Source organism: Streptomyces sp. NPDC002520 (assembly GCF_053595235.1).
Genome location: NZ_JBSFXG010000076.1, coordinates 1 through 13,402, shown reverse-complemented (window position 1 = coordinate 13,402; position 13,402 = coordinate 1). Strand labels below are relative to the sequence as shown.

Annotated in this window: 10 protein-coding genes; 3 read left to right on the top strand and 7 right to left on the bottom strand. The window is 70.8% G+C overall.

Annotated features, from left to right (window positions below; genetic code table 11):
* On the top strand, positions 1-131 hold a 131-nt coding region (locus tag ACWD5D_RS44365; RefSeq protein WP_451378434.1), incomplete at its 5' end, for a hypothetical protein.
* A 282-nt stretch (positions 132-413) separates the two neighbouring features.
* On the opposite strand, the gene ACWD5D_RS44360 is transcribed toward ACWD5D_RS44365, so the two are convergent.
* Positions 414-1,367, bottom strand: a complete 954-nt coding sequence (locus ACWD5D_RS44360; protein ID WP_451378433.1) for a DUF2690 domain-containing protein — start codon at positions 1,365-1,367, stop codon at positions 414-416.
* 100 nt (positions 1,368-1,467) lie between these two features.
* Between ACWD5D_RS44360 and ACWD5D_RS44355 the strand changes: the two genes are divergently transcribed.
* Positions 1,468-2,004, top strand: a complete 537-nt coding sequence (locus tag ACWD5D_RS44355) for a peptidoglycan-binding domain-containing protein (RefSeq protein ID WP_451378432.1) — start codon at positions 1,468-1,470, stop codon at positions 2,002-2,004.
* On the opposite strand, the gene ACWD5D_RS44350 is transcribed toward ACWD5D_RS44355, so the two are convergent.
* A complete protein-coding gene (locus ACWD5D_RS44350) occupies positions 1,988-2,920 on the bottom strand; it encodes a DUF2690 domain-containing protein (protein ID WP_451378431.1) in 933 nt (310 codons plus the stop codon). The two genes, ACWD5D_RS44355 and ACWD5D_RS44350, sit on opposite strands and share 17 nt — an antisense overlap.
* 332 nt (positions 2,921-3,252) lie before the next feature.
* Here ACWD5D_RS44350 and ACWD5D_RS44345 point away from each other — a divergent pair, with 332 nt between their 5' ends.
* On the top strand, positions 3,253-4,365 hold the full coding sequence (locus ACWD5D_RS44345; protein WP_451378430.1) for an AraC family transcriptional regulator: 1,113 nt from the start codon (positions 3,253-3,255) through the stop codon (positions 4,363-4,365).
* Between the two features lie 87 nt (positions 4,366-4,452).
* Here the strand turns inward: ACWD5D_RS44345 and ACWD5D_RS44340 are convergent, their stop codons facing one another.
* The 5 genes from ACWD5D_RS44340 to ACWD5D_RS44320 all read right to left on the bottom strand — a co-directional run bounded on the left by ACWD5D_RS44340 (position 4,453) and on the right by ACWD5D_RS44320 (position 12,946).
* Entirely contained in the window at positions 4,453-6,081 is a 1,629-nt protein-coding gene (locus tag ACWD5D_RS44340; protein ID WP_451378429.1) for a protein kinase domain-containing protein, read from the bottom strand.
* 114 nt (positions 6,082-6,195) lie between these two features.
* Positions 6,196-6,474 carry a hypothetical protein gene (locus ACWD5D_RS44335; RefSeq protein WP_365705747.1) on the bottom strand — a complete coding sequence of 93 codons (279 nt, stop codon included), beginning with the start codon at positions 6,472-6,474 and terminating at the stop codon, positions 6,196-6,198.
* A gap of 151 nt (positions 6,475-6,625) precedes the next feature.
* Positions 6,626-8,179, bottom strand: a complete 1,554-nt coding sequence (locus ACWD5D_RS44330) for a hypothetical protein (protein ID WP_451378428.1) — start codon at positions 8,177-8,179, stop codon at positions 6,626-6,628.
* 18 nt (positions 8,180-8,197) lie between these two features.
* The gene (locus tag ACWD5D_RS44325) at positions 8,198-8,473 is read right to left on the bottom strand and encodes a hypothetical protein (RefSeq protein ID WP_365705743.1); all 276 of its coding nucleotides are present in this window, start codon (positions 8,471-8,473) and stop codon (positions 8,198-8,200) included.
* Between the two features lie 237 nt (positions 8,474-8,710).
* Entirely contained in the window at positions 8,711-12,946 is a 4,236-nt protein-coding gene (locus ACWD5D_RS44320) for an FtsK/SpoIIIE domain-containing protein (protein ID WP_451378427.1), read from the bottom strand.
* Between the last annotated feature and the right edge of the window lie 456 nt (positions 12,947-13,402).

The window sequence follows — 13,402 nt, the reverse complement described above, 5'->3', positions numbered from 1 at the left end:
CCACCGCGGCCGAGGAAGGTGTCGGGGACGCGCGCCAACTCGAACAACTCGTCGCCCGTGCCGTGGCGAACTGGGCGTTCCGCACCCACCGCCGCAAGCCCCTCATCATCCCCGTCATCATCGACGCCTGAGCCACAGCCGGCAGCACAGTCCCCGGTTCCGGCCACGGCCCCGCCGGCATCGAGGTCGGGCCACGGGAGTCAGCAGCCACCGCAGCAGGCCGGGGTGGCAACGCACTCCGACATGATGAGTCATCGGAAAGATGTCGCATGAAGCAGGATTGGAAAAGACTGCAGGTCATACGGCATCTCTTGGCCCTTCTGGCCACCTCCCGGGACCCCGGAGCGTCAAACGAGCGTCACGGGTCACGTGCGCCGGAGTGGTGCATCGACGGCCGCTCTTGGTGATCTCGCTCACCTCGTGCCGACCGCCACGGAGGGGGTGGCCGAGGTGGGCGGGTTCGGGGGCTCCGTGAGGTGCTGGGTGCCGCCCGGGGAGGTGCAGGCGTGCACCCCAGAGGTGAGCAGAACACACGCCTTGGCCGTAGAGGGGCTTGGCGCTGCGACCATCGCGCTGAACGTGTCGGTGTCGTAGTGGACCTTGTTCTGGTACGTTCGGCCGCCCTCTCCGACGACCCGGGCGATGTCGCCGGGGTGTCCCCAGCTGATACGGGACCAGGCAGCCTTGCAGGCATCGCTGTAGCGCAACTCCACGTAGACCCCGGCGACCTTGTACAGGGCAGCGGTCCACGCGTCGCCGCCGCAGCCGGTTTGTCCGGGGTTTTTCCCGGCACAGCTGTCCGCGAAGCAGTTGACATCGAGTTGCCTGGTCGGTGCGTCCTTGTCCACCGTGCCGTCCCGGTCGGCGTGCGCGCCCGAATGCCTGCCGAAAGCGCCGTACAGCGAGACAGACAGGCAAACGACGGCGGCCAGGGCGACCACCGTCCGGATCAACTGCCGCCGGCCGAACCTACGGCTCACGGACGGCCGCTCTTCGGCCTGCGCGGCGGGAGCGCGCTCCGTTACGGGAGCGGATTCCTCGAACGGCCGGTCGTGGCCGTCGTCGGTATCGCGGGCCCCATCCGTGTCACTGGTTCTGTGGTCGTGCCAAGCGGCGTTCGCCAGTTCCCACAGCGCCACGAGCCGGGCGGGATCGGCGTCGGCCAGCTTTCCGAGGGAGGTCACCGCGTGCTGCGGTGGCAGTGCCTTGCCGTTGAGATAGCGTTCCCAGGAGGACTTGCTGTAGGGAGTGCGGCCGCCGAGGACGGCCAGACTCAACCCGGCGTGGTCCTTCAAGTTCCGCAGTTCGGCGACCAGATGCCGGACGTCCGAGGCGAGGCCGCTGGGTAACGGCTTCCTGTCAGTCACGTACGCCCTCCGGGCCCAGTGCTCTCTGGGACCATCGCTTTCTTCCCTACTGTATCTACGCGGACGATGACGGAACCGCTGGTTTCGCCAAACTAGGCTCGTGCGCATCGCAGTTGACGTCACAAGAGACGGTGCCATGGGCAAAGGGACGACGGCGCGCGTTGCGCTGTGCGTAGTGATTCTGGCGGTGGTGTGCGCGGGGTCCGGGGCCCCGCGGACCCATCAGTTCCGCGACCGGCGTGGCGGCGTGCTCGTCGCCGACGGGCTAGGGACCACAAAGCAGTTGGCGGTCGGCCTCACCCGGCGCAGCGACCTGGTCGGCCTGTGGCAGAGCATGCTGTGGGCCGACGGATACTCGGCACGCTCCGGGGTCACCTGTACGTACGACGAGGCGACGGCCGGGGCCACCCGCGTCTGGCAGAGCAACCACCACCTGTCCGCGGACGGGATCGTCGGGCTGGCCACCTGGGGTGCAGCAGCGGAGCGTATCGTCCCTGTCGGCCAGTGGATGGTCTACCAGGGCGAACGCTACGGTCTTCCGCTGCGCCCGGCCCCGGACGGCGTCTACGAGGTCTATGACGCCGGGCGGTTCCATCGGCTGCGCACGAACTCCGTCACCCTCACGCGCTGCCGCTGACGGCGTCGATCCAGCTGTCGTATTGTGCGACGCCGAGTTGTCGGCCATGGACGACGACCGTGGCACGTGCCGCGTCCGGCCCGCTCGCCACCATGGCCGTGTACGCCCCGCCGTCGGTGGCCGTCTGCTGGTCGCCGCCCGTCGTGGCGATCCGCAACCGGGCCGTCGCTGCCGCGGTGTCGACCTCCGCCCAGCTCGCCCGGCAGGCGGGGCTGTACTGAAGCGTCAGGACGCGGCCGTACGCGCGCAGCCGGTGGACGACGACACTGTCTCGGTCGCACCTTTCGCGGTAGGGGTCCAGGCCCCGGCAGCCGGCCGCCCGGCACCCTGCGGCCACCCCGTCCGCCGCGCTGTGCAAGGGCCACGGCCAGGCCGGCGCTCCGGATGGAGCGCCAGCTGGCAGGCGGCCGGCCTCCGTCCCGCTGGTCCAGCTGTCCCATGGCCGGGCGAACAGCACGGTGGCCAGCAGCGAGCAAGCGGCGACAGCGGCCAGTACTCCCGCGTGCGGCACTCGAAAGCCGCGCGAGGATGGCCTGTCCTCAGCCAGTAAGGGGCCTGTGGGCACGGCGTCCGGGGGATCCGGGCCCCGCACGTCACCTGCCGGACGCAGCGGTGCGCGTGACGGGCCAGTGTCGTCGGCCGGGCGCTGCCTCGTCCAGGCGTGGGCCGCCGATTCCCACAGCACACGCAGGAACTCGACATCGACCTGCGCCAGCCGTCCCAGCTCGGCGACCGCCGTCCAAGGGGGCAGTCTCTGGCCGTTGAGGTAGCGCAGCCAGGAACTACGGCTGTAACCGGTCTTGGCGGCGACGGTCATGGTGTTCATCTCGCACCGGTCCACGTACTGGCGCAGTTCTCGCACCAGCCGGGCCACCTCGGCGGGCAGGTCGCCCCGCAGCGGCTGCCAGCGTCCCACGACGGCGTCCCCCTTCTCCCGCACCGCCCACTATCTCACAGGCGTCCCGTCCCGCGCCCCATCCGCCGGACGTCTCCGCAGGTCAGAGGGGCGTCAGTCCCACGATTGAGGCAACTGGCGGGCAGCACTGGCCCACAGCCGTCCGCCCGCTCCAGACTCAGGGAGGCACCTGCATGACGGCCCCGGATCGGCAGCCCTCGCCGCTTCAGGGGAGGAACCGTGCGGCGGCACGTAACGCCCTGCACGCGGAAGCCCTCGGCCCACGCCGGGGCTTCCGGTCCGGCCGCGGCGAGTGCGCACGCCAACTATGCACGCTGCGGGGGAATTCCGACATGACGGCTCACGGCAGCTCGCCCGGCACGGACGAGCTGGAGATCGCGAACACCACGTCGACCACCACCGGCAAGCGCCGTAGGCCGCCTGCCGCCAGAAGGCAGGGCTTGGGCGCGGGACGGCGGTACCACGCCACCGCCGACCGCCCGGCCGCACCGGAAACCGCCCTGCCCGGCGAGCTTCAGGTTCCGGTACGGACGGCCGTGCCCGACCCGACGGACCGTCACGATGTCGATCTGGGGCCGGTACGGCTGTCATTGCTCAGCCTCCCCGTGCCACCGGCCGTTCTGGAGATGGACGGCCGGTACGCCGGCGGCCTCCCGCTGACCTGGCACCTGGTCTTCGCACCTCGCGGGCCACTGGTCCTCGGCCGCGATCGGCGTCTCATACGGCTGGAGTCCGGCAGCGCGATGTTGTGGGAGCCCGCCAAGCCGTTCCGGCTCTCCGCCGGCGCGTCCGCCGGCTCCGATCCAGTCCGCGCCCTGGTCCTGCACCTGCCCCAAGCGGCCTTACCGCTGCCCGCCGAGGTGCTGCGCGACGTCTCCGGGCGTCCCGCGCCGACCGGGTCGGGCCCGGCGGCCCTCCTCGCGTCCTTCCTCTTCGGGCTGGCCACGCACGTGCCGTCCGCCGAGGACCGACACACCGCCTGGCTGGGCACCGCCGCCGTCAACCTCGCGACGGCCTTCCTCGACAGCGAGACCGCACTGATTCAGGGAGGCTGGACCGACCCACGCTCGGCCGAACCGCTGCCCACCTGCCCCCAACCCAGCCCGCCCGCCATCGACCTGCTGCACGGCATCAAGACGTACATCGAGCACCACCTGCACGACCCCGGCCTGTCACTCACCTCCATCGCCGCCGCCAACCACATCTCGCTGCGCTACCTGCACCACCTCTTCCAGCGGGACGGGCGCACCGTCGGCGCGTTCCTGCGCGAACGGCGCCTGGAGCACTGCCGGGCCGATCTGTCCGACCCGGCCAAGGCGCAGCGCAGCGTGTGCGAGATCGCGAGGCGCTGGGGCTTCCGCGACCCCGCGGTCTTCAACCGGACGTTCAAGTCGGTCTACGGGATCACGCCCGGCAGGTACCGCGAGCAGCGGCTGCAGTGGTGACTCGGACACCCGGCCAGGTATGCGCAGGCGGCCTGCGGGGCCGCCTGTCGCGGGCATTCGATCGGGTCCGGGGCCGCGGCGCGTCGGTCACGACCGCAGCGCGGCCCAGGTCTTGACGCCGACCTTGCCGTCGACCTGGAGGTGGTGCTCGCTCTGGAAATTCTTGACCTCGGTCAGTGTGTCGTAGCCGAAGATGCCGTCCACCCCGCTGGGGCCGATGTTGTAGCCACGGGCCTTGAGGATGCACTGCACTTCCTTCACGCGGGAGCCCTTCTGGCCGTAGACCGTGAGGGTGGTGCCGGAGTAGTACGTGCAGGACTTCCAAGGCCTGGCGGGTGTGGTGGGCGGCGGGGCGGGTTTCGTGGTCGGGGCGGAGGTGGTGGGCCGCGTGGCCGGCGGGGGATCGTACGGCTGCTGCGGCTGGGCAGGATCCGTGGCGCCGCCGGCCGGCTGGTTTCCCGAGGAGGGTGGAGCCGTGACAGTCGCGGTCACCACCGTCCTGAGCCGGGGCTGCGGCCGTGGAGAGGCCGGTTCGGCGTGCGGTGAGTTCGTGGTGGCGGCGGAGGAGTGTGACCCTGCGGGCGTGGCCGCGGCCTCCTGGCGGGCGGCGTCTCCTCCGGAGGCCCCCAGGGCGACAGCCGCTCCCGCGATCGCGACCGCTGCCGCCGCACCCACCACCAGCGGCCACCGGCGTCGGCCGGACACCTCCTTTTCCGGGTCCTCGGGCTTGGTGCGGCGCAGAATCGTCAACTGGTCCATGGGCGGCACCACTACCGCCGTCCCGCGCCAGCCCGCCCGTGCGGCGACGGTCTCGGCGACCCCGTCAGGCCACTGCCCGTCGGTGGCGTGCCCCCGCGTGGCCTCGACGACGTCCTGCGGGGTCGGCCGCCGTCGCGGGTCCTTGTCCAGGCACCGGCCGATCAGTTCGGCGAGGCCGGGATCGCAGCGGGCGACCTCGGCGATCACCTGGTCGTTCGGCGGCGAGTAGATGATCCGGTGGATGACGTCACCGGTGGTGCCCTCGCCGAAGGGAGCCGAACCCGTGACCGCCGCGGCGAGGACCGAGCCGAGGGAGAACACGTCCGAGGCCGTGCCCACCTCCCGGCCGTCCGCCTGTTCCGGAGACATGAAGGCCGGTGTGCCCAGGTGCTGACCGGTCATGGTGAGCGAACTGGCGTCCGCGGTGTGCGCGACCCCGAAGTCGATGATGCGCGCACCGTCCGGCCCCAGCAGGACGTTGGACGGTTTCAGGTCACGGTGGACGATGCCCACGGCGGCGATCGCGGTGAGCGCCTGCCCGATCTCGTACGCCAGCCGCCACACAACCGGCGCGGGCAGGGACCCGCACCGCTCGATGGCGTCCCCCAGGTTGAGGCCTGGCACGTAGGCAGTCGCCATCCACAGGATCTCGTCTCGGTCGAAGCCGGAGTCGAGCAGTTCGGCGGTGTACGTCCCGTGCACCCGGCGTACGGCCTCGATTTCACGCTCGAAGCGACGGCGGAACCGCTCGTCCTCCGCGTACTCCGAACGGATCACCTTGACCGCGACGAGTGACCGCGCCCCGTAGGCCCCTTCGGTGTCGGACTCCCGCGCGAGGTACAGCCGGCCCATCCCCCCGCCGCCCAACCGGGCGAGGACCCGGTAGGGGCCGATGTCCAACGGGTCGGTCCGGCGCAGCTGTTCGGCGCCGAGCAGTGCCAAGTCGTCTGCGGACATTTCCTCCGCGGACGACCGACCGGCACCAGAGGCGGCGGGCTTGGTCTCGGGCATGCGGCGTCCTCGGTCCTCTTCGGTCCTTTTCGCGACCTCTTCGGGTGCCCTTCGCGGCTCTTACGCGCCGCCAGCGTGCGAGATGTTGGTGAGGATCTTCTGGACCTGCTGCTGCAGGTGCTCCAGTGAGGCCCTCATCTTGTCGAGATCGCCCCTGGCCTGCGGCCACACCTCACCCCGGAACCTCTGCGCCAGCGGACCGTCCCAGTGGTTGGGGTCGCTCAGCGTCTGCCCATGACTGTTCAACTGATTGATCAATCCGGGAAGCTGACTGGTGATCAGGCTCATCATCTTCCCGGCTTCCTGATGCGCCAGGTCGGTGGATTTTACGGTCGCCATTTCCCTCTCCTTCAGCAGGTTTTCAGCTCTTTGAAATTGTCGGTCCGGGACCCATGACCGTCATTGATCCACAGCGCACAGCTCTTGGCGGTCGGCGTAATTCGGACCAGGTCTCGACGTCCGAGTCCGTCCCTCCGCGAGCTTGACGTGATCAGCCGTAGGACGGCTTGTAGTTGCCGTTTCCGAGGGCGTCCAGCGGTTCGTCTTTTTCCGTGCGCCCGAACGCGTCGAGCAATTCGTTGACGGTGACCTTGCCCTTGCCGACGGTGTAGTCGTCCGGGTGGTCGAGCATGCGGGTGATGTACTTCTGGTCGTGCGCCGCCTCGCCGGTGAAGTGGACGACGTTGCCCCAGGGGTCGTAGACCTGGCCCTGAGCGCCCAGCAGCCCGAGGGACTGGGTGAAGGCGCCCGCGGCGAGCTTGCGGTTCACCGCGTAGGAGTTGGGATGGTCGCCGGCCGGAAAGACCTTGTCGAGCAGCTTCATGCCCGGGTCGAGCGAGGAGTAGGCGCTCTGCAGGGCACCCAGCGCCGCTGTGGCCGCCGCGCCCTCCCCTGGGATCGCCATGAACGCCACGTTCACGTAGCCGCCCTGGATCATGCTCTTGAGCAGCTCGTTGTCCGGGTTCGCCGCGTTGAGCGCCTTCAGGAACAACGCGACGTCCTCACCGGTGTTCGCTCCCGTGATGCGCTGCCATTCCTCCAGCCCCCGCTTGGTGAAGTCGGTCGGCGGCTCGACGCCGTGCAGCACGCCGTACGCGTAGAAGTTGTTCACCGCGCCCGCCAGATGCTTCCACTCGCTGTTGGTCAGGGTCGGCGCACCGTCCCCGAACAGGCCCAGTGACACCTTGTGCATCAACTCCCGGGCGTCCTGCGGCGAGTGCTCCCCCCTCATCCCGACGGCCAGAATCGTCATCACCTTGGCGCTGTACTGCCGGTCGCCGTAGAAGATGTCGCGGATCTCGTGCGACGTCAGGGACTTGGCCAGGAAGTACGAGGCCGAGGGGTTGGCGGCCAGAGCGTCCAGGAGTTGCGCCTTCTGCCCGCTGCTGATGTGGCTCCAGGGGAATCCCGGGGCCCCGGGGCCGCCGTGGCCCGCGGGAGCCGCCAGGCGCATCGCCACCAGCCGGGTCGTCTGAGCGCTGACGGCACCGCTGGAGTAGGCGCTGACCAGGGCGGGGGTGCCGCCTACGGCGAGTGCGGTGTCCAGGTGCGGGGCGTCGAGGGCGTTGTAAAACCCCGCGCAGAAGTACGGGTCGTCGGCGTGCTTGGCCAGCTCCTGCAGGATCGGCTTGGCCGCCTCGGGACTCGATCCCAGCCGGTTGCCGTCGCTGGGCGGCTGCAGCGCCATGAGCTTGGCAGCGAGCGCCGCACCGGCCTTCATCCTCGCCTGGTTCTGCTGCTGGAGAAGGTTGTAGGCCGCCATGACGTCCGACTCCTTCGCGCTGACGACCCCGTGGCCGCCCAGCGTGGCGTGCTGGGTCTGCTGGAACGCCAGCGCGACGGCGTGGGCGTCCCGGTCGGTGTAGTACGCCTTGGAGATCATCGCCGCGACCTCGGCGTCCAGTTCGACGCACGGATGACCGGCGTTCTGGTACGCCAGCAGGGCCGGCCGCAGCACACCGCGGACCCAGTTCTGCAAATCCTGGGCGGCCCAGGTACAGGCCGCGGAGTACTTGATGAGGTTTTCGGGAATGGCTGACACCATGGAAAGGGCATCCTCGCGCTAGTTGTTGTCCTTCAGGGCCTTTTCCCGGGCATCGTGCACGGTTCCGCGCAAGGACAAGGCTTCCTGCCTCAGAGCCTGGAGTGCTGTCTGCTGCGGGTGGAAATCGGACTCGAACTGGCGCCGTTTGCCGCCCGACCAGAAGTCGCATTCCCTGTCGCCGAGCAGTGCCTGGCGCTTGGTGGTGCGCAGGTGGATCAGCGCGTCCAGCTTCGCGGCGAGCTGGGTCAGCTGACGTTCGAGCCAGTCGGCCGCTTCGGCCTCCGTGGATGCCATCCGTTCGTTCCCCTTTGGCTGGTTCGGTCGTGACGTTCCCGTGGCACCGGCCCGGGGGCGGGTGGGTCGGCGACCTCGCACGGGTCGCCCTCCTCGGCTCCGCGGACCCCCGTCAGCCACGACACCGCTCCCCGGACTCCACTGCGCGACACGCGCCTCGAACAGCACTCTTCCCGTGTCGCACCCAGCTGTCATTGATCGCGCACGCACATCCGTAGACGCTGCGCGCAGCAACCGTCAGTGCGCCACCTGAACCCCGCCCGCGATGCCGTCGGTGACGAGGTAGCCGCGGCCGGGGAGGGGGGCGAGGCGGTCGTGGCGGGGCAGGGTGGTGGCGAGCAGGTCGCCGTCGAGGTCGTGGTCCGGGGCGAGCAGAACGCCGCAGCGGCTGTCGCGGGCGCGCTGGGTCCAGTGGCCGTAGGTGCGGCGCAGGGCGTCGGCGCGACCGGCGGCGACGAGGTGGTGTCCGGGCCCGGCCACGGACAGCCAGCGCTCCAGCACACCGAGGTCGTCCTCGACCGTTTCGGCGTCGTCGACGAGGAGGAGGGTGGGGCCGGGGTGCGGGACCAGGGCCGCTTCGAGGTCGCTGTAGTCGGTGACGAGAGTGGTCAGGCAGGACAGGTCACGCAAGGGTGAGCGGCGGGGGGCGAACGCGACCGCAGCAGGCGGGTTCGCCGCGGCGGTTACCTGGCGCGCGATCGTGCACAGAGCGGTGGAGCGGCCGGACCGTTGCGGCCCGGCGATCAGCGCGTGCTCCTGTTCGTACAGCCGCAGGGCCGTGCCGCCGAGGGTGTCCGCGTCCAGACCAACGGGGATGTACCAGGGCTCGGCGGTTACCGCAGCCTGCGCCTCGAGGGCCCCGAGGGTGATCTCCGCGGGCAGCAGTCCGACTCGTGGCGCGGTGGTGACGGCGCCGGGCCACCGGGTGGAGCAAGCGGCCACCGCGGCACCGAGGTCCTCGGCGGGCAGGCCGATCTGGATCACCTGGCGCGTCGCGGCCACCAGCGCGCCCCCGGGAACATACGCGGGGACGGCGCTGCGCGGCACGTCGAAGTAGCCGTACTCGCCGGGGTCGGCCATGCGCATCAGCAGCTTCTGCTGGGTCAGTGCCGCCCACGCGGACGGCACCGCGCCGGACCGGTCCGCAGTGACGGCGAAGCGGATGCCGACGGCCGGCCCGTCCGCGTAGACCCGGGCCAGTTCGTCGATGAGGTTCATCCCGGCGATGTCCTTGTCGAAGTCCGACAGCAACGCCCCGAGGTTGTCCAAGAGCACCAGCCAGTCCGGGGCGGGCACGCCGTGGCCGGGCGCCGCGCCGCCGCGGGCCTTGCGCTCGTCGAGTTCCCGGCGCAGCAACCGGACGAGGCGGACCTGCCGCTCGCGTTCGGCCGGCCCGATGTGGGCCCCGGTGTGCGGCAGGCCGACCAGCGGCGCCATGTCGCCCGCGCCCATGTCGAGGGCGAAGATGTGGCACCGCTCGGGCGGCTGGGCGTCGGCGACGGCCAGGGCGAGGGCAGCCAGGGCGGTGGACGTCCCCGAGCCGCCGCTGCCGTAGATCAGGACGTTTCCCGCCGCGGGATCCCAGCCGACCGGGTACTGCCGCTGTCGCTCGGGGTCATCGGCGAGGGCGTACGTGGGGAGGCCGACGGCCTCTGTCTGCAGACCGCGTTCCGCGACGTGCGGCAGATCGGCGGTGCGTACGACGGCGGGCAGAGGGTCGGGCCACGGGCGGCGCGGTTCGGCGAAACCGGCCAGCCCTGCCGCCTCCTTGGCAGCCGCGACCAGGCGCTGCAGGTCGGTTGCCCCGTCGGTTTCCGCCGTGCTCGGCTCGGCGGCGGGCAGGGCCAGCAGGAAGGGGCCCGCGGTCGCCGGGGCAGTGACGGCCGTCTCGGGGGTGATGCCGGTGGAGAGAGCGGTCTGCACCGGCATGACTTCACGAGCGCTGAGCCGGTAGAAGGCGCGGCCCCACTGCCGGCTGCCGATCGCGGCGGCGGCCGGATTGTCGATGACGTCCTGCGAGTCGCCGGTGGATTCCAGCCGGAGCGCGATGCGCAGCTTGACGTTGTTCTTGATCGCGTCGTTGACGGAGCCGGCGGGCCGCTGCGTCGCCATGATCAGGTGCACGCCCAGACTGCGCCCGCGCTGCGCGATGCCCACGAGGGCGTCCACGAAGTCCGGGAGCGCCTTGACCAGCGTGGCGAACTCGTCGATGACCACGGCCAGCCGCGGCATCGGCTCCAGTTCGGTCCGCCCGGTGTCGCGCAGCCGCTGGTAGTCGCGTACGTGGCTCAGACCCGTCTCACGCAGCAACCGTTCGCGGTGGTGCAGTTCGGCTTCCAGGCAGCGCAGGGCGCGTTCGCTGAGCTGCTCGTCGAGGTCGGTGACCAGGCCGACGGTGTGCGGTAGGGCGGCGCATTCGTCCAGCGCGCCGCCGCCCTTGTAGTCGATCAGCGCGAAGGTGAGGTGCTCCGGGTCCGCGTCGACCGCCATGCTCGCGATGAGCGTGCGCAGCAGTTCACTCTTGCCGGAACCGGTCGTCCCGGCGATGAGCGCGTGCGGACCGTCGTCATCGAGGTCGATGCTGAACAGGTCACGTTCCGTGACGCCCAGCACCGCCCGGACCCGGAGCTCGGGCACCCGTTTCTTCCAGTGGCCGGCTACCGCGGCGCCGTCCACGCTCTCCAGGTCCAGCAGGGGCAGCAGAGAGATCCGGTCGGGCAGTCCGGCGCCCTCGATCCGCATTTCCGGGTCCTCGAAGCGGGCCACCGCCCGCGCGGTGTCCCGCGCTTCGGCCAACGGAACGCCGTCGAGCAGCACCCGCTCCACGGTGACGCCCAGGGCCACGTCACGGACCTGTCCGATGCCCTCGGGCGAGGCGGTGACCACGGAGGTGCACAGCGCGGGCAGGCGGGTGGTCAGCACCAGCGCCCCGCAGCGTACGGAGGCGCCCGCGATCAGGTCCCGCAGCCGGTTGGGGCGGCCCTCCAGCAGGGTGGCGCCGTCCACGACCACGAGCAGCACCGGGCCTGTGGTCGGCCGACCGGCCGCAGCCTGTGCGGGCGGCCCCGCGGCAAGCAGGTGCTGGGCCAGCGTGTCGGCCTGCTCCGGACCGACCGCCACCAGCCGTGTCGTCCCGGATCGTACGTCGGCTCCGTGCGGCAGCCACTTGGTCCAGTCCCAGTCGGTGAGCCGGTCGGCGTCGGTGAACACAGCGACCGTGACGTCCGCGGGCCCGCTGCCCACCACGGCCTGGCACAGCAGGGACCGGGCGACGGCGAGGCACGCCTTCCGGTTGCCCTCGAAGCCCACGGCCTCACCCGCCGAGACACCCACCACCACGGGCACCTGCGGCAGTACGGACCTGCGCGCAAGTACGGCCGCGGGTTCCGGTGCCGGCTCGGTGGAGCCCTGCTCCAACGGCGGGTCCCAGGGCAGGTCGGCCGTCCCGACCACGAGTTGGAGGAAGTCGTCCGCGGCCGGACGCCGCTCCCACAGCGCGGTCCCTGGGGCAGTCGCCCGGTAGAGCACCTCGGCCGGATCGGGGTGGGCCGCGCGGCGGGACCGTATCTCTTCGGTGTACCTGCGCTCCACCGTCGTCTCGAACTCCGCCAGCCGGGCGGCGTATTCACGACTCCCCCGGCGCAGCGCGGACCTGCCGCGCAGGCGTTCCTCGGCGAAGTTTGCCAGGAACATCAGCGGGGTGAGCGCCGCGATGGCCGCATAGCGCGGATCGCCGGTCAGCACAACGGTCGCGGCGGCCATGGCCAGCGGGCCGAGCAGGGCCGCAAGGCTGAAGGGAGCCTTGTGGGTGCGAGCCGGCGGCGCGGGGACGGCGATCGGTGCTGTGCCGGTCGGACGCCCGCCCCGCGGCGGGCGGTTGAACGGCAGCGTCCCGGCGGGCCCGGCCTCGCGGACGGCGTTGATCCGCTGCACCGGACCGAGCCGGTCGGCGGGCAGTACCCGGACAAGCAGTTCACCGCCGAGCGACACCAGGTCGTCGGCATGGACGGGCACCGCCTCGCGGATCCTCGTGCCGTCGACGTCCGTGCCGTTCGCCGAGCCGAGGTCGGTGACGGTGACCCGGCCGTCGGGCAGGACGTCGAACGCGGCGTGGAGCCGTGACACGCCCGTGGCAACAACACGGATGTCCGCTTCCGCTCCCCGCCCGACGACCGTGCGGCCCACCGCCAGCGGGACGCTGCGGCCCGCCTCCAGACCTCCCACCAGCCGCAGGACGACCGTCGGTTTCCGTAGTCCACCGGCCACAGGCGCATGGGCACCGGACACCCGCGAACCGTGCACGAGGCCGGACCCGTTCACCACGGTCTCGGGGGGCATCACCCGGCCGTCGACGGCGAGCACGTGGCCTGACAGCCCCACGGCCGCGGCCAGATCGGCGAGGGTGGCGTCCGGCCGGCCGAAACGCACCTCCACGTCCCACTCACGTCCACCGTCGACACAAACGATCCGCACCGCTTGCCACTCCTCATCGGTCCAGATGACGGGGCATCCAGCCTTTCGCGGCTCACCGGGGAGGGCATCGGCACTGCGTGCAAACCGGTTGACCGAGCAGGCAACAGCAACGGCTCAGCCTCGTCCGCGCGGACCGGGGCGAGCCACGCCGAGCGTGCCGGCCTGTCCATAGCGTCGGAGCCACACCACCTCCGGTCAGCCGCTCGTTCGACGTCAATGACTTTGCGTTGTGTATCAATGACACGCCCGCTGACGGAAGGGACGGTATTGAGCAAGCTGCGGTCACCGACGACTCGCCGAAGATCGATGGTCACACCGGTACACATAGAGAAAGGAATCATTCATGTCACTGCGCCCTAAGCCTCGATCCACCGACGTGGTTTGAAAGTGATCTTCTGGTGGGCTTCGGTCGGGTTCTGTGCCGGTGGGCCGGGTGTGGGTAGGTGGTATCCGCTG

Excerpts from the sequence above, each read along its gene's own strand:
- ACWD5D_RS44345 (WP_451378430.1), top strand. The coding sequence starts at position 3,253 with ATGACGGCTCACGGCAGCTCGCCCGGCACGGACGAGCTGGAGATCGCG.
- ACWD5D_RS44340 (WP_451378429.1), bottom strand. The coding sequence starts at position 6,081 with ATGTCCGCAGACGACTTGGCACTGCTCGGCGCCGAACAGCTGCGCCGG.
- ACWD5D_RS44335 (WP_365705747.1), bottom strand. The coding sequence starts at position 6,474 with ATGGCGACCGTAAAATCCACCGACCTGGCGCATCAGGAAGCCGGGAAG.
- ACWD5D_RS44330 (WP_451378428.1), bottom strand. The coding sequence starts at position 8,179 with ATGGTGTCAGCCATTCCCGAAAACCTCATCAAGTACTCCGCGGCCTGT.
- ACWD5D_RS44325 (WP_365705743.1), bottom strand. The coding sequence starts at position 8,473 with ATGGCATCCACGGAGGCCGAAGCGGCCGACTGGCTCGAACGTCAGCTG.